The following is a 23,885-nucleotide window of genomic DNA, read 5'->3' as shown; positions in this document are numbered from 1 at the left end:
GGCGGGCGTGCCGTCGGAGTTCCGCTGCCATGGCCGCTGCGGGCCACGCCCCTGGGAGGGGTTCCGCGGTGGTTCGTTCACGCCGGCGGCTCCCTTTCTCGGCTCGTGCGGGGCGTGCTGCGGGTGCGGTTGCCGGAGTTCCGGTACCGGCTACTCGTGAGGCGGCCGGACGACGGCCGGACACCGCCCTTCCCGTGAGACGCGGCAGTGCGACCGGAGGTTGTCCGTAGCCTGGCACATCGGGGCCCCGATGTGGTTCAGGACACGGCAGGCCGTCGGGGAGGTGCCCGGATTGCGGCCGGTGCCCGGGTCGGACCCGGGTGGCCACGGGGTGGTCACGGGCTCTCGACCTCAGCGGCACTGGCGGACGGAACATGCCGTGACGACCGCGCAGGCCGGGACGTCCGCCTGGCGGCCCACACCGTGGCCAGGACCGCGGCGACGGCCAGCAGCCCGGTGCCGGTGTGGACGATCACGCCGGCGGTGAACGTGCCCGGGCCTGCGGTGGCCGACAGCAGCGGCGGGACGCAGGCCAGCGCCGTGAGCAGCCAGGTACGGGGGGAATGGCTGTCACCGGTGCGGACGGTGTGGAGCAGGGACATCCCCAGCAGCAGATGGACGAGGCTCTGGATCGGGTCCAGCGGCAGCTGCGGCAGCAACGGTGTGTCACCGAAGAGGCGGAAACTGGAGAGCGCGAACCCGAAGACACCGATCGTGGCGTAGCCGACTCCGGCAGCCGTTGCAATGTGGGCGAGCAGCCGCTCGAGGCGTGCCGCGGGCAGCTGTGCCGGCGCGGTGGACGGCCGGTGCGCGGCGTGGCGTTCGAACCACCAGAACACCGCGAGCGCGGGCACGGCCAGCATGGCCACGGCGAGTCCCACCCGGAGGCTTCCCGACGGCAGCAGGTCCGGCAGGTACACGGCTGCGACCAGCAGGACCATACCGGCGAGGAACAGCAGGTACAGGCTCATGGGTGCCCGTGCGGCCCGTCCGGCGGCCAGTCGCAGCCGAGGCCACCGCGCCGGCGCTGCCAGCGGGGTGTGTGCCAGGCGCAGCACGCTCAGCTGCACCAGGCCGAGGAGCAGTACCGGCAGGACCGGACCCGCCAACGGCGGCGGACCGTCGGGGGTGCCGAGGACCGTCGCGGGTACGAGACCCTGCCAGGCGCCTGCGATCAGCATCGCCGTCCCCACGGCGGCGGTGACCGCGGCAAGCCGTGGCGACCGGAGTCGTCCCGCCGCGGTCACGAGCGCCAGTTGCTGCGCGATGAGCGCCAGGACCAGCGCAGCGAGGCCGGCCAGCAGCGGGATGTCCGTGCGCTCGGCGGCCAGCAGCAGACCACCGAGGGCGGTGCCGAGGGCGAGCCCGGTCGCCGTGCCCGCCCGGTGATGCAGCCTGTGCATCAGCGGCGTCGCCACGGCCGTCAGCACGTAGACGCCCAGCAGCCACAGCGGGTGGAGCGCGATACGCACGGCGACCTCGACGGTCGCCGTCGGCACCGCCATCAGCTCGAGCGCCGTCGGTACCGCGAACGCGACGAGCACGAACACCAGTGCCATGCGCAGCAGCCAGCTCGTGCGATGTGCCAGGTACTCGCGGTAGCCGCCGCCCTCGCTGCGTACGTCGAGCCATGCGGTGAGGTTCGCGTGCCCGCCTGCGAAGAAGAACACGAACGCGAACTGGGTGAGCCAGGTCGCCGGCCACAGCCACGCCTCGTCCGCGCCTGCCCAGCCTGCGAGCGCGACGGCGGACTCGCCGAGCACGATCGCGCCGATCGCGACGACCCCGAGCAGGGTCCACCGGTTCGGGGTCGTCGCGGGCCGGGCGGTCGCGGCCACGACCCGGGGGAGGGCCTGCCGGGTCCGTTGCCAGGTGCGCAGGCGGAAGGCCAGCAGCAGGCCGATCGCCGCGACGCCCGCGAGCAGTGGCCCGAGCGGCTCGCCGGTCGGCGGCCCCCAGCGCTGGTGCCACGAATTGACGTCCATACCCGCCGTGTACAGCGACGCGACGGCGTGACAGGCCTGTCCGGAGTCACGCGGGTTGGCTTCGCAGGTGGCGTGCATGTCGTCGGCCAACCGCTGGTCGAGCGCGTCGCGCAGGCCGGGGTCGAGCGGGTGGCCCTTGGCGTCGGCGTAGCGCAGCAGGTCGTAACCGAGGTCGTGAGCCCGGCATGCCGGGCCGAAGTCCCAGCGGGTGCCGTCGTCGCCCCACGGCGCCGAGCATCCGCCGTCGATGTGCACCGACCGCACGGTGCCGTCCCGCACGGTCTCCTCGCCCGCGGCGACTCCCGTGACGGCGCCGAAGTCCGCGGGAAGCAGTCCGTGCGCCCGGCCTGCCGTCCGCGGGTCGAGCAGGGAATGGGCGGCCTGCTGTGCCAGGGCGACGTCGCCCTGGGGCGGTCCCTGCTCGGGTGGCGGTGCCGACCGTGAGGCGAGGAATCCGAATCCGACGACCACGACGAGCAGCAGCAGCGCACGGCCGGTGGTGCCCAGCCCACGTCCGAAGCCGCGTCGCCGGCGCCCGCGCGGACGTGGCGCGACGGGCACCGGCGACGCGGGCGAGGTGGACGCCTCGGAAGGCTCGGTGGTGGCCGGGTGGGTCATCGGCTTCCAGGGTGACAGCGGCCGAGTGAAGCCGATATCGGGGAAACCCCCGAAAGTGCGACGGCTTTATGACGGGGAGTGAGCTGCGGCGGCTGTGTCGCCACGGGGTTCGCAGCGGGACGGGGCGGTGGTGTTGCGGCCGGTCAGCTGCTTGTCGGCGGCGCGAGACGCACGGCGTCACGGCCGGTTTCCTTCGCGGCGTACACCGCCGCGTCGGCGGCCTGGGTGAGTCCGTCGAGCGTGGTCGCGTGCCGGGGATACACCGCGATGCCGACCGACGCCGTCGGCCCGGCGATCGTGACGGGCGAACCGCGCTTGTCGGTCGTGCCGATGTGCAGGTCGGCGATGGTCGCCCGGATCCGCTCGGCGGCGTGGCGCGCCGCGTCGGCGTCGGTGTCCGGCAGCAGGAGGAGGAACTCCTCGCCGCCGAAGCGGCCGACGATGTCCGCGGGCCGCGTGGCCTCGCGCAGCACCCCGGCCACCCGGACGAGGACGTCGTCGCCCGCGGGGTGGCCGTAGGTGTCGTTGACGTCCTTGAAGTGGTCGAGGTCGATCATCAGCACCGCGAGGGTGCCGTCGGCTCGGCGGACCCTGCCGAGCGCGCGGCCTGCGGCCTCCGACCAGCCGCGCATGTTCCGCAGTCCGGTTTTCGGGTCGCTCGCGGCGTCGGCCTGCAGTTGTTCGATTTCGGCAAGCCGGTTGAAGACCACGGCCACCGCGGTCACGATCAGCACCGCAGGCGGCAGTGCGACCAGCAGGACCGCGGTGACGGCGCCCAGCCCGGTGGCGATCGCCTCGAGCAGGTTGTCGGCCGTGCTGCCGAACACCCCGCGCAGGGTCGGCGCCGGTCCGCTCAGCGCGATGGCACCGCCCACGTAGATCAGCTGCACGCCTTCGTAGACCGCTGCGGCGAGCAGGATCAGGGCGAACTCGCGCAGTGACGCGACCGGGGTGAGCGCATCCCACTCCGCCGGGCCGAGGACGCGGTAGAGCGCTCCGGCCAGGACCGCGGCGAAACAGTGCGCCACCGTCGAGAACACGAAGTTGTGCGCGGGACGGCGCGCGATGAGCCAGCGCTGGGCACGGACGGCGACGATCAGTGCCACCGTCAGGGTCACGGGCAGTACCAGCACGGCCGGGAACACCCACACCGCGTTGAGGTCGATCAGCACCGACCGCATCCGGCTGCGACGGCGTTCCTCCTGCCGCCGCGTCAGCTGGATGTGGACGGTCGCCCCCGCGAAGAGGAGCGCGAGACGGAGCCAGTCCGTCGTCTCCGGCGTATCGGACGAGGCCGCGCCGAGCGCGACTCCGGCCAGCGCCACGAGCTCGGCGATCACGACGAACCCGATGAACGACGGTGGGCGCTGCCACAGTGCCCACCCCGCAGGGCCGCGCGGGCCGGGTGCGTGCCGGTTCCTGTGCCCGTCCGGCCGGGGCCGGCCGCGGGAGGGATCCCGCGAGGTGGCGGCACCGGGTCCGTCGGCAGGCTGTGCGGGAAGCCGGTCATGCCGCTCGCGCCGCATGGTGACCTCCCTGGTCGTCCTCGTGGCCCTGTGTCGTCCTCGTGACCGATGCCGTTCCGGCACCGTTCCTGCGCCGTTCCTGCCCGGCCGTTTCCGTCGGCCGGCGGAGCGCGCATGGGGCCGGGTGGTTGCGGATACCCGCAGCCGGGCCTGTGGCCGCATGCCTGTGCCACCACGTTGAGTGTTCGTCGTTGTCGTCTCCGTGACAGGGGATCATGTGGCCGACGGCGCTGCCGGGATGCGGCGCCGCCGTGGGCGAGAGATCACCGATACGGGGACGCCGCGCCTGCTGCGCCGACCGGGCCGTCGCGGCGGAATCCCTTGGTGGCCGGGTGGGCCGCGGACTAGGCTGACGGGCGTCGGTGTGCCGGACCGCGTACCGATCGTCCAGCTGGCAGCCGGGGAGGTGGGGGGAGGTTCCGCGATGCGCGACCGTGACTTCTGACTCTGGGATTTCCGACTCTGGGACTTCCGACCCGAAGTAGACCGCGTGAGCCGCCCTTGCCGTCCGGGTGCGCGCCGCGTCCCGTACGAGTGCTTTCGAGTGACTGCTTTCGAAGGACGCCCTCTCGAAGGACGCCCTTTGGTAGGGATGCTGCCTCGAAGGACGCCGTCTTGTCGGTGGCTGTGGTTGCCGCGGTCCGTCGCGCGGTCGCCGGTCAGACCGGCCGCCGGTCTGACCGGTCGCGCTGTTCCTCGGCGCCGATCGGGGGCCACGCGCTCGGCGCAGCTGGCCGCCCGTCGGCCGAATGGCCGGCATGTGCTGCGCCATCGGAGGGAAAGACTGGGAGCGACCGCTGCTGCGGGTAGAGCCACGTCTGTGTGGAGCCCAGCGCGGTCGGACCGGGAGCGGACTGCGGGAGGTCGAGATGGACGGGTTGCTCGGCGGAAAGGCCGTCGTCGTCACCGGCGCGGGGCGAGGACTCGGGGAGGCGTTCGCCGTGCATGCCGCGCGCGCCGGTGCGGACGTCGTCGTCAACGACGTCGATGCCGAGGCCGCCGGGGCCGTCGCGGCGAACATCCGTGACCACGGCGGTCACGCGGTCGCGAGCGCACACGACGTGTCCGACGCCGACCAGGCCGCAGCGGTCGTGGAGACGTGTGTCGGCGAGTTCGGCGCCCTCGACGGCCTGGTCAACAATGCCGCGCTGAATCACGAGGCGCTGCCGTGGGACGACGATCCGGCCCGGGTGCGCGCGCTGGTCGAGACCAACGTGCTCGGGGTGACGTTCACCGGTATGGCCGCGTCCCGCGCCATGGTCGACGCGGGACGCGGCGGGTCGATCGTCAACATCAGCTCCGGCGCGTCCCTCGGGCAGCGCAAGCTGGGGGCGTACGCCGCGAGCAAGGGCGCCGTCGCGTCGCTGACCTACTCGTGGGCCCTCGACATGGAGGACGAGGGCATCCGCGTCAACGCCGTGTGCCCGCTCGCGCACACCCGCATGGTGTGGACATCCGAGCGCGCGCTGCGCGGCTGCCCGCCGGACCGCACCCCGAACCGCATCGCACCGGTGGTGCTCTACCTGCTCGGGGACGGGTCGACGGGTATCACCGGACAGCTCGTGCGCTGCAACGGGCCGCAGCTGCATATCGTCGGCCAGCCGTACCTCAAGGCGCCGATCCTCGAGCGCGACGCGTGGGACACCGAAGGGGTGCAGCACGCGTTCGACGAGGTCTTCGGCGCGCACCTCGAGCCCTACGGCATGGAGAAGCGGGTGCCACCTCGGCTGCGCAAGTGGCTCCGCGTCACCAGCGCCTGACCTGCGTGGGCGTCACGTCCCGTACAGCGCCTCGATGTCGTCGTGGTAACGCTCGTTGATCACGCGGCGCTTGAGTTTCAGGGTCGGCGTCAGTTCGCCGCTCTCCGGGGTCCACGACCGCGACAGCACCCGGTAATGCTTGACCTGTTCCACCCGGGCGAGCCGCTCGTTCGCGGTGCGCACGGCCTGTTCGATCTCGTCGGTGACGCGCGGATCGCCCGCCAGCGTCGCCGGGTCGGTCGCCTCGATGCCGCGTGCGGCAGCCCACGCCGGCGCGATCTCGTCGTCGAGCACGATCAGCGCGCTGATGTAGGGTCGGTCGTCGCCGATCGCGACCGCCTGTCCGATCAGGGGATGCTCCTTGAGCAGGCCCTCGATCCTGGACGGGGCGATGTTCTTGCCGCCCGCGGTGATGATGAGTTCCTTCTTGCGATCGGTGATCGTGACGTAGCCGTCGTCGTCGATCGTGCCGATGTCGCCGGTCGCGAACCAGCCGTCCTCGTCGGTGGCGCCGGCGATGGTGCCGTCGGCTTGCAGATAGCCGCGGAACACGATCGGGCCGCGGACGAGCAGCTCGCCGTCGTCGGCCAGGCGCACCTCGACCCCGTTCAGGGGCTTGCCGACCGTACCGGCGCGGAACGCCTCCGCCGTGTTGGCGGTGATGGCGCCCGTCGTTTCGGACAGGCCCCAGACCTCCTGGATCTCGACGCCCAGCCCGGCGATGAAGTACAGCACCTCCACGGGCAGCGCGGCGGCACCGCTCGAGGCGAGGAACAGCCGGTCCAGGCCGAGCATCTGGCGAACCGGTGCGAGTACCGTCTCGTCGGTCTCGGCGATGCGTTCGGCCAGGTCGGCGGGTACGGGTTCGCCCGCGCTGCGGAGTTTGTAGCCCTGCTGCAACAGCTCGTTGGCCTGCGTCAGGGCGGTCTGCTTCTCCTCGGGCAGCCCGGCGAGCATGTTCTTCAGCCCGGCGACCATCTTCTCCCACACGCGCGGCACGCCGAAGAACTGTTGCGGGTGCACCTGTCCGAGCGCGGTGACGACGTTGCCGGGGTCGGCCAGCGTGTGCACGTGGCCCGCGTTGGCCGTCGGCAGGTAGATCGACAGTACGCGCTCGGCGATGTGTGCCAGCGGCAGATAGGCGATGTTCGTCAGGTGCGGCGGATGGCCGTGCAACTCGCGTAGCGCGACGGCCTCGTGGATCGCGTTGCGGTGCGAGAGCACGACGCCCTTCGGCATGCCGGTCGTGCCCGAGGTGTAGATCATCGACAGCGAGTCGTCCGGCCGGACGTCGGCGACGGCGCGGTCGAACGTGTCCGGATCCGCGGCGTGCGTGGCGGCGCCCTGTGCGTGGAGCTCGTCGAACGCGAGAAATCGGTCGTCTCCGGAGGGCACGGCGTCGTCGTCCATCACGACGACACGGTCGAGGGCCGGCAGCGAGTCCAGTACCGGTTGCCAGCGGGCGAGTTCGTCGGATCCGGCGAGGACGGCCAGCGGTGCGGCGCTGTGTTCGGCGACGTAGGCGATCTGCTCACTGCTCAGCGTCGAGTACGTCGTGCACGGGATCGCACCCAGGCAGGTCGCGGCGAGGTCGACGACGATGTGCTCCGGCCTGCTCGGCGCCATGATCAGCATCCGCTGCCCCGAGCGCAGCCCGAGACTCGCCAGCCCGCGTGCGACCGCGGCGACCTCGTCGCGCAGATCGGACCAGGTCAGGGTCGGCGCGCCGTCGACGTCGAGCGACGTCAGCGCGGGCAGGTCGCCGAATTCGACGGCGTTGCGCTGCAGCAGGCCGGGGATCGTGTCGGTGTCCGGATCCGGGTCGACGAACTGTGCGGCTGCTGCGGTGTCGGGCTGATCCGCGGACGGTGCTGCCATGGGGACTCCCGGGTGTAGGCGGCTCTGGTCGGCACTGACGAGAGGATTCCCACCCTAGGTGCTCCGAGTCACCCCGAAAAGTCCGTACGTCGCCGTCGCCCGCCGCTCCGCCGCCCCGCCGGGACGTGCACGCGCCGCACCGAGGTTCGCGCTCGTGCGGGGTCTCGTGCGGGGTCTCGTGCGGCGTGCGGTCAGGAACGCGGGGCCGTCTCGGCGATGACCTTGACCGCGGTGTCCACATCGGACTCCGACAGGCCGGCGCGGGCGGTGAGCCGGAGCCGTGTCACGCCGTCGGGGGCGACCGGCGGCGTGACGCGGCTCACGTGCACCCCGTGCTCGGCGCAGGCGTCCACCCACGAGGCCGCGGCCGGCGCGCTCGGTGCGGGCAGCGACACGATCGCCGCGGCGGGCAGGCTCGTCCGCAACCCGGCCGTACGCAGGCCCGTGGCCAGCGACATCGCACGCTCGACGGCTGTTCCCGGCAGGTCCGGTTCCTCCCGCAGTGCGGTGAGCGCGGCGAGTGCGGCCGAGGCCGTGCCGGGTGCTGGTGCGGCGTCGTGGCCGTACGTCCGTGCGACGTCGGTGATCTGCCGGATCGCCCGTCGCGGCCCGAGGACGGCGCCGCCCTGCACGCCGAGGGCTCCCGCGAGCGTCAGCGTCGTCACGACATCGGGCGCCGAGGACAGTCCTGCGTCGTGCACCGCGCCGCGGCCACCGTCCCCGAGGACACCGAACCCGTGTGCATCGTCGACCAGCAGTGCCGCACCGTGGCTGCGGCAGGTGTCCACGAGCCCGCCGAGCTCGGCCGCGTCCCCGTCGACCGCGAACACCGACTCGCTCACGACGAGTGCGCGGGACTTGCGCCGGGTGGACAGGGCGTGTGCGACGGCGTCGGGATCGAGGTGGGCGACGGCAGCGACGTCGCCGCGCGCGAGGCGACAACCGTCGACGAGCGCGGGGTTGACGTACTTGTCGCTGACGATCGCCGATTCGGCACCCGACAACGCGGTGACGGCCGCCAGATTCGCCGTGTACGCCGACGGGAACACCGCTGCTGCCGGTGCGCCCAGGAACCGTGCGAGTTCGTGTTCCAGCTCCGCGTGCAGTTCGAGCGAACCGCCGAGCAGCCGCGTCCCGGCCGCGCCCGCTCCCCACTTCAACGACGCTGCGGCGGTGGCTCCTGCGACGCGCTTGTCCCGCGCCAACCCGAGGTAATCGTCCCCCGTGAGGTCGATCTCCCCGGGCGCAGGCGCGGAGCCGCGGGGGCGCGGCCGGTGCGTGAGACCGGCCTCGGTCCGCGTGGCCGCGTCGGCGTCGAGCCAGTCGAAAACCTCGTCGGGTGGAAGGGCTGGACCGGGTGCGTTCACGGGTGGCAGTGTCGCACCGGGCAGACGGGGAAAGGGGAGCGAGGGGTGGCCGATACGCCGGAACTCGAGGTCATGCCCGGTGACTGGAGCCGGGCACTGGCCGTCGTGGCACATCCGGACGATCTGGAGTACGGCGGGTCCGGTGCGGTCGCGCGGTGGACCCGTGACGGAAAGTCGGTGGTCTACACCCTCGTCACGCGCGGCGAGGCGGGTATCGACGGCATGCGGCCCGAGGAGGCCGCCGTCGTGCGCGAGCGCGAGCAGATCGCCGCCGCGCACGTGGTCGGTGTCGACACGGTGGAGTTCCTCGGCCACGCCGACGGTGTCATCGAATACGGCCTGCCCCTGCGCAGGGACATCGCCGCGGCGATCCGCAGGCACCGGCCCGAGCTGGTGCTCATGACGAACCACCGGGACACGTGGCCGGGCGGGCCCTGGCTGAACATGGCCGACCATCGCCACGTCGGGCTCGCGACACTGGATGCGGTGCGCGACGCGGCGAACCGCTGGGTCTTTCGCGACCAGGTCGACGACGGGCTCGAACCGTGGGACGGGGTGCGGTGGGTCGCGGCGGCCGCGTCACCGCACGCCACGCACGCCATCGACATCACCGACACGCTCGACCTGGCGGTGGACTCGCTGCGCGAGCACCGCGCCTACCTGGAAGGGCTGGGCGACGAGTCGATGGCCGATCCGAGTTTTCTCCGCGACGCCGCCGCCGAAGCGGGTACTCGCTTCGGCGGCGTGCTGGCGTGCGAATTCGAACTGTTCCCGATGTAGCCGGCAGCCGGTCAGGCGTCGACGCGGCGGCGCGGTTTGCGCTGATTCGGGCCGCCACGGCCGCCCTGGCCACCGCCACGACCCTGACCGCCACCACGGCCCTGACCGCCACCGCGGCCTTGACCGCCGCGATCCTGGCCGCCGCGATCGCCCGGCCGTCCGCCGCCGTTCCTGCCGCCGCCGCGACCACCGCCGCCGCGCGGGGCCTGCCCGGAGCGGCGCTGTTCCTGCTGCGGCTGCTTGTCGACCAGCGCGACGCCGCTGGGGGTGCGGGCACCGGTGATGCGCGCCAGCTCGGCGTCGCCCGGAGTGACGAGCAGCGACTTCGGCTTGACGCCCGCCTTGTCGGTGAGCCGCAGCGTCTGCCTGCGCTGGTCCCGAGTGATCAGCGTGACGACCGTGCCGGAAGCGCCCGCCCGCGCGGTGCGCCCTGCGCGGTGCAGGTAGTCCTTCTGGTCGGCGGGCGGGTCGACGTGCAGCACGAGGCTGACGTCGTCGACGTGGATGCCGCGCGCGGCGACGTCCGTGGCGACCAGCACCGTGGCGCGATCGTCCTTGAAGTCGGCGAGTACGCGGTTGCGCTGCCCCTGGGTCTTGCCGCCGTGCAGCGCACCCGCGGCCACACCCTGCGACCGCAGCTTCGTGGTGAGGCGGTCGACATGGTGCTTGGTGCGCACGAACATGATCGTGCGGCCCTCACGGGCGCCGATCTCGGTGATCACGGGCATCTTGTCCGGCTGCGCGAGCTGCAGCAGGAAGTGGTCCATGTTCGTCACCGACGCCGTCACGGGTGCGACGGAGTGCGTCACCGGGTTGTGCAGGTAGCGCTGGACGAGCTTGGACACGTCGCCGTCGAGCGTGGCGGAGAACAGCAGCCGCTGCCCGTCGCCGGGGGTGAGGTCGAGGATCTCGCGCACCTGCGGCAGGAAGCCCATGTCGGCCATCTGGTCGGCCTCGTCGAGCGCGACGTAGCCGATCTCGTCGAGTGCGCACGTGCCCTGGCGGACGTGGTCGGACAGCCGGCCGGGCGTGGCGATGAGCAGGTCGACGCCGCGGGACAGTGCGTCCGCCTGCCGGTTGAAGGCCATGCCTCCGACCGCGGTGCGGCACCACAGGCCGAGGGACTTGGCCAGGGGGATCAGTACTTCGGCGACCTGCATCGCCAGTTCGCGCGTGGGGACGAGCACGAGCGCACGGGGCTGCTTCGGACGGGCCTTGCCGCCCTCGAGCCGCGCCAGCAGGGCGAGGCCGAAGGCGAGGGTCTTGCCCGAGCCCGTCTGCGCCCGGCCGAGAACGTCGTGGCCGGCGAGGGCGTCGGGCAGCGTGGCCGCCTGGATGGCGAACGCGTCGGTCATACCGTCGGCCTCGAGTGCGCGCACCAGCGGGCGCGGCAGGCTCAGGTCGGCGAACGGTACGGACGCGGGCACCGCGGAATCCGGCGACGTGGAAGTGGATGCGGACGTGGACAGGTTGGTGCTCACACAGGCCTCTCGGACGTGGCACGTCGCAGGGAGGCCCGGGAGAACCGCACGTCGGCGGTGTGATGGGCGTTCACAAGGACGAACCCGGCGCGTCGAAGTCTCGTGCCGTCACCGGCCGAGGTGGCGCGCCCATGGATGGGAAATCGGATCGCCGTATGACGAAGCTCTTCGGCTCACGGCGCTCCAGGAACTCTACCGCAGACGGGGCGGCGCGTCAGCCAAGGGCGAGTGAGGTACCGCACCGGCGGCCCCGCGGCGGCCGGCACGGGGCATAGTGGCCGGATGCGCATCGTGATCGTCGGAGCAGGTATCGCCGGCGCGGGCGCGGCCTGGCAGCTGGCGCGGCGCGGCGCCGACGTCGCCGTGGTCGACGCCGACCTCGCGGGCCGGGCGACGGCCGCGGGTGCCGGGATCGTCTCGCCGTGGAACTCGCGGACGCTGGACGGTGAGGAGCTCGCCTTCCACGCGGAGGGCGCCGCGTACTACCGGACGCTCGTCGAGGAACTGGCGGCAGCAGGCGCGGGGGAGACGTCGTTCGCGATCGTCGGCGGACTGGTCGTGTCACCGGACGAGACGTGGCTGCGCGAGTTCCACGGACGTGCCGCCGAGCGGGCGCGACGCTGGCCCGACGCGGGGGCGGTGACGCTGCTGGATCCGGCAGGCGCCGCCGAGCGCATGCCGTTGCTGGCCCCCGACCTCGGCGCGGTGCACATCGCCGGTGGCGGGCGCGTCGACGGGCGCAGGCTCCGTGAGACCTTCCTCGCGGCGGCGACCGCGCGGGGAGCGCGGCTCGTGGACGGCGTGGCCGAGCTGGAGGTCCGTTCCGGTCGCGTCGCGGGTGTGCGGGTGGCCGGTGAGGTGGTCGAGGCCGACGGTGTGGTGCTCGCCGCGGGCGCGTGGACCGCTCCGCTGGCCGCGTCCCTGGACGTGTCCCTCCCGGTGGAACCGCAGCGCGGCCAGATCAGCCACTTCGGGGTCGGCGCCCCCGGCGGTGACGATCCCGGCACCGCGTCGTGGCCTGTCGTGTCACCGGCCGGATCCGGCCACTACCTGCTCGCGTTCCCCGATTCCCGGGTCGTGGCGGGAGCGACACGCGAGACCGGGACGGGTTTCGACCACCGCGTGACGGCCGACGGGCAGCGTGAGGTGCTGACGGAGGCGCTGGCCGTCGCGCCCGGTCTCGCCGGCGCGACGCTGCTCGAGACGCGCGTCGGCTTCCGTCCCGTCACGCCCGACGGCAGGCCGGTCATCGGTGCGCTCGACGCGCACCCCGAGGTCACCGTGCTCACCGGATTCGGCGCGGGCGGACTGACGATCGGGCCGCATGCGGCGAACCTGGCGGCGGCCGCCGCGCTCGGGGAGCGCCCGGACATCCCGGAGCTGTTCCGTCCGGAGCGCTTCGACGCCTGCCGGTGAACACCCGTCGGCCACGGTGCCCTGCGGTCCGTGCCACGGTCAGCGATCAGCGCCGTGGTCAGTGATCGGTGACGAGGACGAGGTCGGTCTCGCCTGCGCGTTCCACGGTCATCCCGGCCTTCTCCGCGACGGCCACGATCTTGTCCACAGTGGACGGTTCGGCGCGGCTCGTGGCCAGTGCGGCGGCGAGCCTGCCCTTGTAGGCCTTGTTGTGGTGACTGACGGTCTTGCGGTTGCCGGAGGCGTCCTCGGTGACCACCCGCACGGTGACGGCGCCGGGAATCCGCGCGAGCGCCGCGTAGGTCCCGGAACGCAGATCGACGACCAGTTCGTCGGACCGCAGCACCGGCTCCAGCGCCGGGCGCCACAGCGAACGCAGCGCTCCGAGACCGGGCAGCGAACTGCCGCCCGAGAGCCGGTACGCCGGGATCGGATCGCCGGCCCGGACGACGCCGAACAGCGCCGACGCCACGGCGAGGCGCCCGTTCGCCCGGCCCGCCTCCGCGGCGGTGAATCCCGGGGCGTCCAGCGCGTCGTAGAGCACGCCGGTGTAGCGCCGCAGCGCCGGCATCGTCGGCGACGTCCACAGCGCCGCGTTCCGTTCCACCTCGCCGGTCTGTCGTTCGGAGAGCCCGAGCGCGGCCAGGCTCGCGGGCACATCGGCGGCCAACTCGACGAGCGCGTCGGCCAGCTTGCGGCGCACCGGGGTCAGTTCGGGCAGCGACAGCGCGTCGAGGTCGAGCGGTGCGCCGTCACCGCCTGCGGCCTTGGTCTCGGAAGGGGGCAACAGAACGAGCACGCCGCCCGAGGGTAGTGCCGCCCCTCCTCCCGGCCGATAACCGGTTGTCCAGGCTCGCGACCCGCCGACTACCCTTCGTCCATCACCGCTTTCCGTCTCCCTAGGAGCACACCGTGATCACCAGGATGTCGTCGTTGTTCCTGCGCACACTGCGTGAGGACCCGGCGGACGCCGAGGTGCCCAGCCACCGTCTGCTGGTGCGCGCCGGGTACGTCCGCCGTGCCGCTCCGGGTGGCTACTCCTGGCTGCCGCTCGGCCTGCGCGTGCTGCGCAACATCGAGCGGGTCGTGCGTGAGGAGATGGACGCCATCGGCGCGCAGGAGATCCAGTTCCCCGCGCTGCTGCCGAAGGAGCCCTACGAGGCGACCGGCCGGTGGAGCGAGTACGGCGACACGCTGTTCCGCATCAAGGATCGCAAAGGCGCCGACTACCTGCTCGGGCCGACGCACGAGGAGCTGTTCACGCTCACCGTGAAGGGCGAGTACAGCTCGTACAAGGACTACCCGGTGATGCTGTACCAGGTGCAGACGAAGTACCGGGACGAGGCGCGGCCCCGCGCGGGCGTGCTGCGCGGGCGCGAGTTCGTCATGAAGGACTCGTACTCGTTCGACCTCGACGACGAGGGTCTCGAGGTGTCGTACCAGAAGCACCGCGCCGCCTACATCAAGATGTTCGACCGGCTCGGGCTCGACTACGTGATCGTCGCGGCCACGTCGGGTGCGATGGGCGGTTCGGCGTCGGAGGAGTTCCTGGCGACCGCCGAGTCCGGTGAGGACACCTACGTCCGCAGCACCGACTCCGGCTACGCGGCCAACGTCGAGGCCGTCGTGACGCCCGCGCCGCCCGCGCGGTCGCTCGAGGGGCTGCCCGAGGCGCAGGTGCACCACACGCCCGACACACCGACGATCGAGACGCTCGTCGACTTCCTCAACGGCGCGGGCCTCGGCCGCGAGTTCACCGCCGCGGACACGCTCAAGAACGTGCTGGTCAAGACGCGCATTCCCGGTACGAAGGAGTGGACGCTCCTCGGTATCGGCGTCCCCGGCGACCGCGAGGTCGACATGAAGCGCCTCGAGGCCGCGCTCGAACCCGCCGAGGTCGCCCTCGTCGAGGAGTCCGACTTCACGGCGAACCCGTTCCTGGTCAAGGGCTACATCGGGCCGGGTGCGCTGCAGGCCAACGGGATCCGCTTCCTCGTCGACCCGCGCATCGTCACGGGCACCGCGTGGGTCACGGGCGCGGACAAGGCCGACCATCACGTCGTCGACCTCGTGTGCGGCCGCGACTTCACCCCGGACGGCACCGTCGAGGCCGCTGACGTCCGCGAGGGTGACGCTTCGCCCGACGGCCGGGGCACGCTCGTCGCGGCGCGCGGCATCGAGATCGGCCACATCTTCCAGCTCGGCCGCAAGTACGCCGACGCGTTCGAGCTCGACGCGCTCGGCCCGGATTCGAAGCCCGTGCGGATCACGATGGGTTCGTACGGCATCGGCGTCTCCCGGCTGGTCGCGGCGATCGCCGAGCAGCACCACGACGAACTCGGCATGGTGTGGCCGCGTGCGGTGTCGCCGGCCGACGTGCACCTCGTCGTCGCGGGCAAGGACGAGAGCGTGTTCGAGGGCGGCGAGCGCATCGCGGCCGAGTTGTCGGACCGCGGGGTGTCGGTGCTGTTCGACGACCGCACCGTCTCGCCCGGCGTGAAGTTCGCCGACGCGGAGCTCGTCGGTGTGCCGACGATCGTCGTCGTGGGCAAGGGGCTGGCCAAGGGCGTGGTCGAGGTGAAGGATCGCGCCACCGGCGAGCGCACCGAGATCGACGCCGACGCGATCGTCGACCACGTCGCCGGTCTCGTGCGCGAGTAGCCCGCGCCGACCGGGGGAGTGGCTACCGGTGATCTTCGGCCGGAAGGGGCGGGACGAGACGGCGGCGCGCCACGGCTACGAGGACGAGGCCGCGCTGAACGGTGTCGGCGGCTACGAGCCCGCCGACCCGGGTGACGCGTACGGGCCGCAGTCGTCGCCGGCCCCGATGCCGGACCCAGCCGCCCACGACGCCGCTGCCCACGACCCCGCCGCCCACGACGCCGCTGCCCACGACCCAGCCGTTCACAATCCAGCCGCCTACGACCCGGCCGCCCACGACCCGTGCACGGCCGGGAGCTCGGCGCCGGCTACGACGACCGGTTCGCACTGTCCGCGCCGACCGTCGTGGACGCTCGGCCGGTGGCGGCGGTCAGCCGGCGAGGAAGCTGAACCGGACGCGGCGGACGGGGTTGTCGACGTTGGTGTCGACGAGACAGATCGACTGCCACGTGCCCAGGGCGAGCGCGCCACCGAACACCGGAACGGTCGCGTACGGCGGGAGGAAGGCGGGCAGCACGTGGTCGCGGCCGTGGCCGTGGCTGCCGTGGCGGTGCCGCCACCGGTCGTCGCGGGGGAGTAGATCGTCGAGCGCGGCGAGCAGATCGTCGTCGCTGCCCGCTCCGGTTTCGAGGATCGCCAGCCCGGAGGTCGCGTGCGGCACCCACACGTGCAGCAGGCCGTCCTCGGCTCCACCCGGCGTGCCGGCGAGGAACCGTCCCGCCTCCCGCGTCAGGTCGGTCACCACCGCACTGCCGCCGGTGCGGATCTCGAGCTCGGTGGAGTGCATGCCCCCACGGTACTGAGTCAGCGGCATGCACGGCACGGCTGCCATCGGCATGCACGGCATGGCTGGATGTACCGGCACTCGGGGTGCGCGCAGGCCTGCGGGGGTGATCACGTCCGGCCGAATTCTCTACGCCATCGCCACGCGGCACACAAGACGTGATCTTCGTTACATGATGGTCCATGATGGTGATCGAGAGGTGCCCCGACGAGGAGGACGTGCAAGGTGGCAGGACCGCTGACGGTCGGTGTCGTCGCCGAGACGGCGCCGGGGGAACGACGGGTCGCGCTGGTACCGAAACTCGCCGCGCGGCTGATCGGCCGGGGGCTGCGGGTTGTGGTCGAACCGGGCGCAGGCAGGAAGGCGGGCCTGCCCGACGAGCTGTTCACGGCCGTCGGCGCCGAGCTCGGAGCCGAGTCCTCCTGCGGTGACGCGGCCGATTCCCGCCGCAGCGACATCGTGCTCACCGTGACGCCACCGTCCGAGGAGGACATCGCGCGGCTCCCGGCCGGCACCGTCCTCATCGGATTCCTCGACCCGCTCGGCGACCCCGCCCGGGTCGAGGCCCTCGAACGGGCCGGGATCACCGCGCTGGCGGTCGAATCGATCCCGCGGGTCTCGCGGGCGCAGGCGATGGACGCGCTGTCGTCGCAGGCGAACGTGTCGGGGTACCGTGCCGCGCTGCTGGCGGCCCAGCTCTCGCCGCGGTTCTTTCCCATGCTCACCACTGCTGCGGGCACCGTTCCGCCCGCGACCGTGCTCGTGCTCGGTGCGGGCGTCGCGGGATTGCAGGCACTCGCCACGGCGAAACGGCTCGGCGCGCGGGCGACCGGCTACGACGTGCGCCCCGAGGTCGCCGAACAGGTGCGATCCGTGGGCGCTCAGTGGCTGGACCTGGGCATCGAGGCGATCGGCGACGGCGGGTACGCCCGCGAACTCACCGACGACGAGCGCGCGCAGCAGCAACGCAGGCTCACCGAGGCCATCGCCGGGTTCGACGTCGTGATCACCACGGCTCTCGTTCCGGGCCGCACGGCGCCTACGCTCGTCACCGCCGAGGCCGTACGGGGGATGCGGCCCGCCAGCGTCGTCGTCGACCTGGCCGGTGCGACCGGCGGCAACTGCGAGCTGACCGAACCGGGTGAGAACGTCGACGTCGGCGGCGTGACGATCAGCTCGCCGCTCAACCTGCCCGCCGGAATGCCGCTGCACGCCAGTGAGCTGTACGCGCGGAATCTCGTCGAACTGATCGAACTGCTCGTGGATTCCGAAGGCCGGTTCGCGATCGACCCGGCCGACGAGATCGTTGCCGGCGCCTGTGTCGCCGGCCTGCCGGAGGAGGTGGCGTAGGTGCCGATCGAAAGCATCGCGATCCTGGTGCTCGCGGGATTCGTGGGCTACACCGTGATCTCCAAGGTGCCCAACACGCTGCACACCCCGCTCATGTCCGGTACGAACGCCATCCACGGCATCGTGCTGCTCGGCGGGCTCATCGTGCTCGGCCACGGCGTCGACGGGGTGCTGAACAAGATCCTGCTCGTCGTGGCCATCGCCTTCGGCACGATCAACGTCGTCGGCGGATTCCTCGTCACCGACCGCATGCTCGGGATGTTCAAACAACGTCCCAGCGGGCAGGGCCCCGGTCGAGAGCGGCCCGGCGGGCGCGCAGCAGAGGTGCGTGAGGGGGGCGAGCAGTGACCACGCTCGTCTCCGCGGGCTACATCGTCGCGTTCGTCCTGTTCATCTACGGCCTCATGGGGATGACGGGTCCGCGTACCGCCGTCCGGGGAAACTGGATCGCCGCAGCCGGGATGGCGGTCGCCGTCGTCGCGACACTGTTGCTGCCCGGCATGGGGAACTGGCTGCTCATCGCGCTCGGTCTCGGCATCGGTGCGGTGATCGGCGTCCCCGCGGCCCGGCGCGTGAAGATGACGGCGATGCCGCAGATGGTGGCGTTGTTCAACGGCGTCGGCGGTGGCGCGGTGGCGCTCATTGCGTGGGTGGAATTCCGGGTGACCGCCGGCTACGAGGGCGAAGCGCTGTACGTGGCGATCGCGTCGCTGTTCGCAGCGCTCGTCGGGTCCGTGTCGTTCTGGGGTTCGGGCGTCGCGTTCGCGAAACTGCAGGAGATCCTGCCCGGAAAGCCGGTGACGCTCGGGCGGCTGCAGCAGCCGCTGAACATCGTGCTGCTGGTCGTGGCGCTGGTGTGCGCCGTGATCACCGTCGCGGGCGGCCGATCCGAGTGGCTGATCGCCGGGGTACTGGTCGCCGCGGGACTCATCGGTGTCATGGTCGTGCTGCCGATCGGCGGTGCCGACATGCCGGTCGTGATTTCGCTGCTCAACGCGTTCACCGGATTGTCGGCCGCGGCGATGGGTCTCGCGCTGGACAACACGGCGCTGATCGTGGCGGGCATGATCGTCGGTGCGTCCGGTTCGATCCTGACGAACCTCATGGCGCAGGCGATGAACCGGTCCATCCCGGCGATCCTCGCGGGCGGCTTCGGTGGAGGTGCTGCCGGCGCGACGGCTGGTGGGAGCGGCGGCGCGGACCGTCCCGTGCGCAGTACCAGTGCGGCCGACGCGGCGATCCAGCTCGCCTACGCCGGCCGCGTCATGGTCGTACCCGGATACGGACTGGCGGTCGCCCAGGCGCAGCACGCCGTCCGCGAGATGGCCGACCTGCTGGAGGCCAAGGGCATCGACGTCGCCTACGCCGTGCACCCCGTCGCCGGGCGGATGCCGGGACACATGAACGTGCTGCTGGCCGAAGCCGACGTGCCGTACGAGTCGCTCAAGGAGATGGACGAGAGCAACTCGGCGTTCCCGCAGGTCGACGTGTCGCTGGTGATCGGCGCGAACGACGTGACGAACCCGGCCGCCCAGTCCGACCCGGATTCCCCGATCTACGGCATGCCGATTCTGCACGTCACGTCGAGCCGGTCGGTGATCGTGCTGAAACGCTCCATGGGGTCGGGGTTCGCCGGCATCGACAACGCCCTGTTCACCGACCCGAGAACGGCCATGCTCTTCGGCGATGCCAAGGAATCCGTCGGCGGCATCGTCGAGGAGCTGAAAACGTTGTGATCGCGCGGGGTTCGGCGGGGAACGGGCCGCCGTACGTCAGCGGGCGGCCGAGAACGTGACCTGAGGGGCGGACTTGGCGCCGTTTTCCGCCGCGGTGTCGGTGGGCTTCTCCGGCCCGGTGGCGGGTTTCGCGGCGGAGCCCTTCTTCGTTGTCGAGCCCTTCTTCGGAGCCGAGGTCTTCTTCGGAGCCGAGGCCTTGGCTGTCGAGGGCTTGGCAGCCGGGGGCTTGGCAGCCGGGGACTTGGCGGACGCCTTCTTGGGAGCTGCGGCCGGGGTGGCCGCCCGCGTGGAGGCCCCGCCCGCGGCGTTCCGGGTCGTCGACGTCGTGGCCGCGGGCTTCGCGGCGGCCTTCCTCGTTCCGGTTTTCGCGGTGCCGGATTTCGCGGCAGTGCTCTTCGCCGGGGTGCTCTTCGCCGGGGTCTTCTTGTCCGGAGTCGTGGCTGCGGCGGTGTTCTTCGCGGTGGTGGTGTTTCCGGCCCGCGTGGTCTTCCCGGCCGCGCCCGTCTTCGCCGCGGGGGTCTTCTTCGCGGCGGACGCCGTTTTCGCAGCCGTTGCCGTTTTCTTGGCGGCCGTTGCCGTTTTCTTCGCCGCCGTGCCCTGTGCCGCCGTGCCCTTGGCTGCCTTCGCCGTCGAGCTCTTGGCCGCCGTGGCTGCCTTCTTCGTTGCCGCGGTCTTCTTCGCGGTCCCCTTCGCCGGGGTCTTCGCGGTGCCCTTGGCTGCGCCGGGTGTACCGGGGGTGAGCAGCCGCCGTTGACGCTTGCGTCCGCCGGTGCGGCGTGCGTTGTCGGCGTAGCGCGTGAGCGCCGTGCGCAGGACCTCGGCGTTGGCCGTCGCCAGATCGATTTCGTAGTGGACGCCATCGAGCGAGAACCGCACCACCTCCGCAGCCGGTTCACCGCTGATGTCGTCGAGTACCTCGACCGCCGTATTGCGTGCCACCAACGTCCTCCGCATGTTTCGAGTCGACGCAGGCGTTCTCCCCGACCGTGGGCCACGGCCACGTGCCACCTGCTCCCCGACCAGGGTAGTTGCCGGGTTGCGGGTCGGCGCGCGGTGGTGTGCGCTTGTCGGTATGGCAGAGCGCGCGTACGACGTCGTGGTGATCGGAGCCGGGCCGGTGGGGGAGAACGCGGCCGCCCGCGCCGTCGGAGGCGGTCTGACCGCGGCGCTCGTCGACCACGAACGGTTCGGCGGCGAGTGTTCCTACTGGGCATGCGTGCCCAGTAAGGCGTTGCTACGACCCGGGAATCTGCTCGCCGCGCTGCGGCGCATGCCGGGGATCGATCACGACGGCCGGCTGGATCCGGCTGCGGTGTTCGCCCGCAGGGATGCCTTCACGCACGGCGGGGACGACAGCGCCCAGGTCGAGTGGGCGCGCAGCGCGGGTATCGCGCCGGTCCGCGGACATGCACGCATCACCGGGGAGCGCGAGGTGACCGTCGACGGCGCCGTGCTGCGCGCGCGGCAGGCGGTGATCGTGTGTACGGGCAGTGTGGTGAAACGCCCGCCGGTCGCCGGGCTTGCGGAGTTGCCGGGCGAGCTGGTGTGGACGTCACGGGAAGCGACGTCGGAGTCGACGGTGCCTGCGCGCCTGGCGGTGCTGGGCGGAGGTGTCGTCGGCACCGAGATGGCGCAGGCGTGGGCGCGGCTGGGTGCCGAGGTGCACCTGTTCATGACCGGGTCGAGGCCGTTGCCCGCCTACCCGGCGTTCGCCGGGGACGCGGTTGCCGACGGGCTACGCGGGGACGGAGTGCGGCTGTATCCGGACACCGCCGTCGAGCGGGTGTCCGAAGTGGACGAGTCCGGGGCGAGAGCGGTACGGCTCGCGCACGGCGGCCGGGAGGTCGATGCCGATCGGCTGTTGATCGCCACCGGGCGCAGGCCGGCGACGGCGGAGCTCGGACTCGACGTCGTCGGGCTCACCCCCGGTGCGCCGTTGCCGGTCGACGACAGCGGACGGGTGTCCGGAGTGGACGGCGGTTGGCTCTGTGCCGCCGGTGACGTGACCGGCCGTGCGCCGCTGACGCACCAGGGCAAGTATGCGGCGCGGATCGTCGGTGACGTGGTCGCCGCGACGGCCCGTGGTGACAGCGTGAACAGTTCGCCGTGGAGCGCCCACACCGCGACCGCCGACCATCACGCCGTGCCGCAGGTGGTGTTCACCGACCCCGAGGTGGCGTCGGTCGGCCTGCGGGAGTCCGCCGGGCCGGGTCAGCGGGCGGTGGAACTCGACATCGCCGTCGCCGGGTCCGCGCTCCACGCGGACGGGTATGCCGGGCGCCTGCGCGCGATCGTCGACACGCGGCGGGACGTGCTGCTCGGCGTGACCCTGGTCGGGCCCGACACCGCCGAACTGTTGCACAGCGCCACGATCGCTATCGTCGGCGAGGTTCCGCTGCACCGGTTGTGGCACGCCGTTCCCGCGTTTCCGACCATCAGCGAAGTCTGGCTCCGCTTGTTGGAGGAGTACGGGCTGTGACCCCTGCGGCATGCCTGTGCCGGCGGGACCGTGCCGCCGATGACGAGTGCCGACGGGGCCGTGCCGCCGACAGCGTCAGTGACGCGGAGTGACTTTCAGTCGTTCAGCTTCACCAGTCCGAGTGCGGCCTCGGCGGCGTCGGCGACCTCGGGCGATTCGACCGACGCGCGGTCCCGCGGCGAGGCCTGTACGAGTCGCACCGTGGTTCCCTCGAGGTCGTTGACGTAGGCGGCGCCCGACCAGTCCGGCGCGGGCGGTGCCCATCGGTCCGAGGTCGTGGCGAGGTCACGGATCGTGCCGGTGCCCGGGGTGTCGGCGACCTCGAGAAAGCGCTGCGCCGCCTGCTCGTCGGTGAAGGTGAGCGCAGCCACCGAGACGGCCACGTCCGTGCCGCCCGCCGTGGTGTCGAAGCTGCCACGGCGCAGCTCGGTGCATCCACCGTCGGTCAGCGCCACACTCAGGTCGCCCACCGCATGGGCGGCGCACTCCTCCGTCAGCTGCGCCGCCCGCTGGGTGAATTCCAGCCCGCCGGCACGCATGCGCACCGGTTGATCGCCGTCGTCCCCGCCGCTCATGGCCGTGAAGGTGATGATCACGACGAGTGCCACGGCGAACACCGCACCGGCCGCGATCCATCGCCACGTCTGCGCCGGCGATCGCCGCCGGCGCGGCTGCGGTGCCGCGCCGCCCGGGCGGGACGGCACCGCCGGTGCCTGTCCCGACGCGGCGGAGGCTGGCGGCGTCCGCGGCGACTGCGGAGCACCGGGCCGCGGAGTACCGGACTGCGGAGTACCGGACTGCGGAGCGCCGGGCTGTTCGGCGTGCCCGGGTCGGGATGCCGGTGTACTCGGTCGTGGAGCGTGCTGCGGTGCTGTCGTCGCGGGCCCGGCCGGAGCGGAACCCGCGGCAACGTTCGTATCGGTCGATGCACTCGGCTGCATGTCCGCGGGCTGCGCACGGGTGGGCGGGGGCGGCGTCACCGGTGCGGATCCGGCAGGCGGTGTCGGTGACGCTGCGGGAGATGACGCTGCGGGAGATGACGCTGCGGGAAGCGACGGTGCAACGGGTGCCGGCGTAGCTGCTGCGGCGGACGCCGCCGAGCCGGACGCGGCTGCGCCCTCCGGCCCCGGCGGCGCGGTGCGGTCGAGCGTTTCGGTGTCCGCGTCGTCGGTCAGCGGATCGTCGGCCTGCGGGTCGGCCAGGGGGCCGCCCGGGTGCTCCGGAGCGGGCCCGGAAGCGGACGCGCCGTCCGGATCGGGCTCGGGGGAGGGGCCGGCGCCGGTGGCAGCCGCTGCGGCGTCGGTGGTGGCGAAGCCTTCTCCCGCGAGCGCCTCGTCCTCAAGTTCGGTGTCCGGGGACAGTGCGGTGATGACGGCGCGGGCCTGGTCGACCGTGAACGGCCGCGGAGCCGAGGCGAGCGAGACGACCGAGGCCAGCAGGCTCGTCGACGTCGGATACACGATGCGTACCGGACCGGAGAGTTCGCCTGCGGGCTGTTCGACGTGCTCGGCGAACGGACCGACCGCGACGACCGTCCCGACGGCGGCCCCGGGCGAGCCGGATGCCGTGCGGATCCGCTCCGCGACCTGGTCCGACACGGTGAGTGCTTCGCCGGACGGATTCCCCGCGTTCGTGCCGGAATCGTCCTCGCCGCGCACGAGTGGCCAGCCGTCGGCCTTCCACACACCGTGCAACGGCGCTTCGAGCCGGATGGCGGGATCGGGCAGGTCCACGCCGATGACGACCACGACGCCGTGAGTCGTGACGGCCACCGCGTCGACCGGCGCATCCATCCCCGGGGGCTGCACCCCCACCAGGCCCACCCCGCCGATGGTGTCGCCATCGCGCCCGAGGGAGGTCAGTGCCGCGCGAATGTCCGGCGAGATGTGCGCGGGACGGGCCGAGAACCGGACGAGTCGCACCCCTCGAGCCTCCCTGCGACTGGTGAACTGGCATCGGGAATCTACCGGTTCGGAGGTCGTCGCGGGTCCACCTGGCCCAGGTCGCGGTGTGATCTCTGGGGTCCATGTGGCGTAACAGGCCCCTGCGGTGCAAAATGTGCGA

The 23,885-nt window shown here is 72.3% G+C and carries 17 protein-coding genes; 8 read left to right on the top strand and 9 right to left on the bottom strand.

Features of this window, described 5'->3' with window-relative positions; genetic code table 11:
- Positions 1 to 335: 335 nt before the first annotated feature.
- Together LY41_RS03835 and LY41_RS03830 are read right to left on the bottom strand one after the other, a co-directional pair.
- Positions 336 to 2,603: a phospholipase A2 gene (locus LY41_RS03835; RefSeq protein WP_253862409.1), complete on the bottom strand. Its 2,268-nt coding sequence runs from the start codon at positions 2,601 to 2,603 to the stop codon at positions 336 to 338.
- A gap of 143 nt (positions 2,604 to 2,746) precedes the next feature.
- Positions 2,747 to 4,129, bottom strand: a complete 1,383-nt coding sequence (locus LY41_RS03830; RefSeq protein ID WP_253862408.1) for a GGDEF domain-containing protein — start codon at positions 4,127 to 4,129, stop codon at positions 2,747 to 2,749.
- 869 nt (positions 4,130 to 4,998) lie between these two features.
- Here LY41_RS03830 and LY41_RS03825 point away from each other — a divergent pair.
- Positions 4,999 to 5,889, top strand: coding sequence for an SDR family NAD(P)-dependent oxidoreductase (locus LY41_RS03825; RefSeq protein WP_253862407.1), 891 nt, complete (start codon positions 4,999 to 5,001; stop codon positions 5,887 to 5,889).
- 12 nt (positions 5,890 to 5,901) lie between these two features.
- Here LY41_RS03825 and LY41_RS03820 read toward each other — a convergent pair whose 3' ends face one another.
- Both LY41_RS03820 and LY41_RS03815 read right to left on the bottom strand, forming a co-directional pair.
- The gene (locus LY41_RS03820; RefSeq protein WP_253862406.1) at positions 5,902 to 7,767 is read right to left on the bottom strand and encodes an AMP-dependent synthetase/ligase; all 1,866 of its coding nucleotides are present in this window, start codon (positions 7,765 to 7,767) and stop codon (positions 5,902 to 5,904) included.
- Between the two features lie 191 nt (positions 7,768 to 7,958).
- Complete coding sequence (locus tag LY41_RS03815) at positions 7,959 to 9,134, bottom strand: aminotransferase class I/II-fold pyridoxal phosphate-dependent enzyme (protein ID WP_253862405.1); 1,176 nt, start codon at positions 9,132 to 9,134, stop codon at positions 7,959 to 7,961.
- 72 nt (positions 9,135 to 9,206) lie between these two features.
- On the opposite strand from LY41_RS03815, the gene LY41_RS03810 reads away from it, so the two are divergent.
- The gene (locus LY41_RS03810; RefSeq protein WP_253862881.1) at positions 9,207 to 9,914 is read left to right on the top strand and encodes a PIG-L deacetylase family protein; all 708 of its coding nucleotides are present in this window, start codon (positions 9,207 to 9,209) and stop codon (positions 9,912 to 9,914) included.
- Positions 9,915 to 9,925: 11 nt separating this feature from the next.
- Here LY41_RS03810 and LY41_RS03805 read toward each other — a convergent pair whose 3' ends face one another.
- Entirely contained in the window at positions 9,926 to 11,383 is a 1,458-nt protein-coding gene (locus tag LY41_RS03805) for a DEAD/DEAH box helicase (RefSeq protein ID WP_253862880.1), read from the bottom strand.
- A 294-nt stretch (positions 11,384 to 11,677) separates the two neighbouring features.
- Between LY41_RS03805 and LY41_RS03800 the strand changes: the two genes are divergently transcribed.
- Positions 11,678 to 12,811, top strand: coding sequence for an NAD(P)/FAD-dependent oxidoreductase (locus LY41_RS03800; protein WP_253862404.1), 1,134 nt, complete (start codon positions 11,678 to 11,680; stop codon positions 12,809 to 12,811).
- Positions 12,812 to 12,869: 58 nt separating this feature from the next.
- Here LY41_RS03800 and yaaA read toward each other — a convergent pair whose 3' ends face one another.
- A complete protein-coding gene (gene yaaA, locus LY41_RS03795; RefSeq protein WP_253862403.1) occupies positions 12,870 to 13,610 on the bottom strand; it encodes a peroxide stress protein YaaA in 741 nt (246 codons plus the stop codon).
- Between the two features lie 113 nt (positions 13,611 to 13,723).
- Here yaaA and LY41_RS03790 point away from each other — a divergent pair, with 113 nt between their 5' ends.
- Positions 13,724 to 15,472 (top strand): proline--tRNA ligase, encoded by a 1,749-nt coding sequence (locus LY41_RS03790; protein WP_253862402.1) that lies wholly within the window; start codon positions 13,724 to 13,726, stop codon positions 15,470 to 15,472.
- Between the two features lie 370 nt (positions 15,473 to 15,842).
- Here LY41_RS03790 and LY41_RS03785 read toward each other — a convergent pair whose 3' ends face one another.
- Positions 15,843 to 16,259 carry a YjbQ family protein gene (locus LY41_RS03785; protein ID WP_253862401.1) on the bottom strand — a complete coding sequence of 139 codons (417 nt, stop codon included), beginning with the start codon at positions 16,257 to 16,259 and terminating at the stop codon, positions 15,843 to 15,845.
- A 222-nt stretch (positions 16,260 to 16,481) separates the two neighbouring features.
- Here LY41_RS03785 and LY41_RS03780 point away from each other — a divergent pair, with 222 nt between their 5' ends.
- The 3 genes from LY41_RS03780 to LY41_RS03770 are packed head-to-tail and all read left to right on the top strand — an operon-like array spanning position 16,482 to position 19,342.
- A complete protein-coding gene (locus LY41_RS03780) occupies positions 16,482 to 17,606 on the top strand; it encodes an NAD(P) transhydrogenase subunit alpha (RefSeq protein WP_253862400.1) in 1,125 nt (374 codons plus the stop codon).
- Positions 17,607 to 17,954: an NAD(P) transhydrogenase subunit alpha part 2 gene (locus LY41_RS03775; protein ID WP_253862399.1), complete on the top strand. Its 348-nt coding sequence runs from the start codon at positions 17,607 to 17,609 to the stop codon at positions 17,952 to 17,954. It begins immediately after the preceding gene.
- A 56-nt stretch (positions 17,955 to 18,010) separates the two neighbouring features.
- On the top strand, positions 18,011 to 19,342 hold the full coding sequence (locus LY41_RS03770; RefSeq protein WP_372493114.1) for an NAD(P)(+) transhydrogenase (Re/Si-specific) subunit beta: 1,332 nt from the start codon (positions 18,011 to 18,013) through the stop codon (positions 19,340 to 19,342).
- A 36-nt stretch (positions 19,343 to 19,378) separates the two neighbouring features.
- On the opposite strand, the gene LY41_RS03765 is transcribed toward LY41_RS03770, so the two are convergent.
- The gene (locus tag LY41_RS03765) at positions 19,379 to 20,296 is read right to left on the bottom strand and encodes an Lsr2 dimerization domain-containing protein (protein WP_253862397.1); all 918 of its coding nucleotides are present in this window, start codon (positions 20,294 to 20,296) and stop codon (positions 19,379 to 19,381) included.
- 118 nt (positions 20,297 to 20,414) lie between these two features.
- On the opposite strand from LY41_RS03765, the gene LY41_RS03760 reads away from it, so the two are divergent.
- A complete protein-coding gene (locus LY41_RS03760) occupies positions 20,415 to 21,821 on the top strand; it encodes a dihydrolipoyl dehydrogenase family protein (RefSeq protein ID WP_253862396.1) in 1,407 nt (468 codons plus the stop codon).
- A gap of 95 nt (positions 21,822 to 21,916) precedes the next feature.
- Here the strand turns inward: LY41_RS03760 and LY41_RS03755 are convergent, their stop codons facing one another.
- Positions 21,917 to 23,743, bottom strand: coding sequence for a hypothetical protein (locus tag LY41_RS03755; protein WP_253862395.1), 1,827 nt, complete (start codon positions 23,741 to 23,743; stop codon positions 21,917 to 21,919).
- Positions 23,744 to 23,885 lie beyond the last annotated feature (142 nt).

The organism is Prauserella halophila (assembly GCF_024171895.1).
GTDB classification, from domain to species: Bacteria; Actinomycetota; Actinomycetes; order Mycobacteriales; family Pseudonocardiaceae; genus Prauserella; species Prauserella halophila.
The sequence above is the reverse complement of the archived record's forward strand: the minus strand, read 5'-3'. Positions and strand labels throughout refer to the sequence as shown.

What these genes read in the sequence shown, in the direction of transcription:
- LY41_RS03830 (WP_253862408.1), bottom strand. Translation starts at nt 4,129, where the DNA reads ATGCGGCGCGAGCGGCATGACCGGCTTCCCGCACAGCCTGCCGACGGA.
- LY41_RS03800 (WP_253862404.1), top strand. Translation starts at nt 11,678, where the DNA reads ATGCGCATCGTGATCGTCGGAGCAGGTATCGCCGGCGCGGGCGCGGCC.
- LY41_RS03765 (WP_253862397.1), bottom strand. Translation starts at nt 20,296, where the DNA reads ATGCGGAGGACGTTGGTGGCACGCAATACGGCGGTCGAGGTACTCGAC.
- LY41_RS03760 (WP_253862396.1), top strand. Translation starts at nt 20,415, where the DNA reads ATGGCAGAGCGCGCGTACGACGTCGTGGTGATCGGAGCCGGGCCGGTG.
- LY41_RS03835 (WP_253862409.1), bottom strand. Translation starts at nt 2,603, where the DNA reads ATGACCCACCCGGCCACCACCGAGCCTTCCGAGGCGTCCACCTCGCCC.
- LY41_RS03770 (WP_372493114.1), top strand. Translation starts at nt 18,011, where the DNA reads ATGGGGATGACGGGTCCGCGTACCGCCGTCCGGGGAAACTGGATCGCC.
- LY41_RS03820 (WP_253862406.1), bottom strand. Translation starts at nt 7,767, where the DNA reads ATGGCAGCACCGTCCGCGGATCAGCCCGACACCGCAGCAGCCGCACAG.
- LY41_RS03825 (WP_253862407.1), top strand. Translation starts at nt 4,999, where the DNA reads ATGGACGGGTTGCTCGGCGGAAAGGCCGTCGTCGTCACCGGCGCGGGG.
- LY41_RS03785 (WP_253862401.1), bottom strand. Translation starts at nt 16,259, where the DNA reads ATGCACTCCACCGAGCTCGAGATCCGCACCGGCGGCAGTGCGGTGGTG.
- LY41_RS03810 (WP_253862881.1), top strand. Translation starts at nt 9,207, where the DNA reads ATGCCCGGTGACTGGAGCCGGGCACTGGCCGTCGTGGCACATCCGGAC.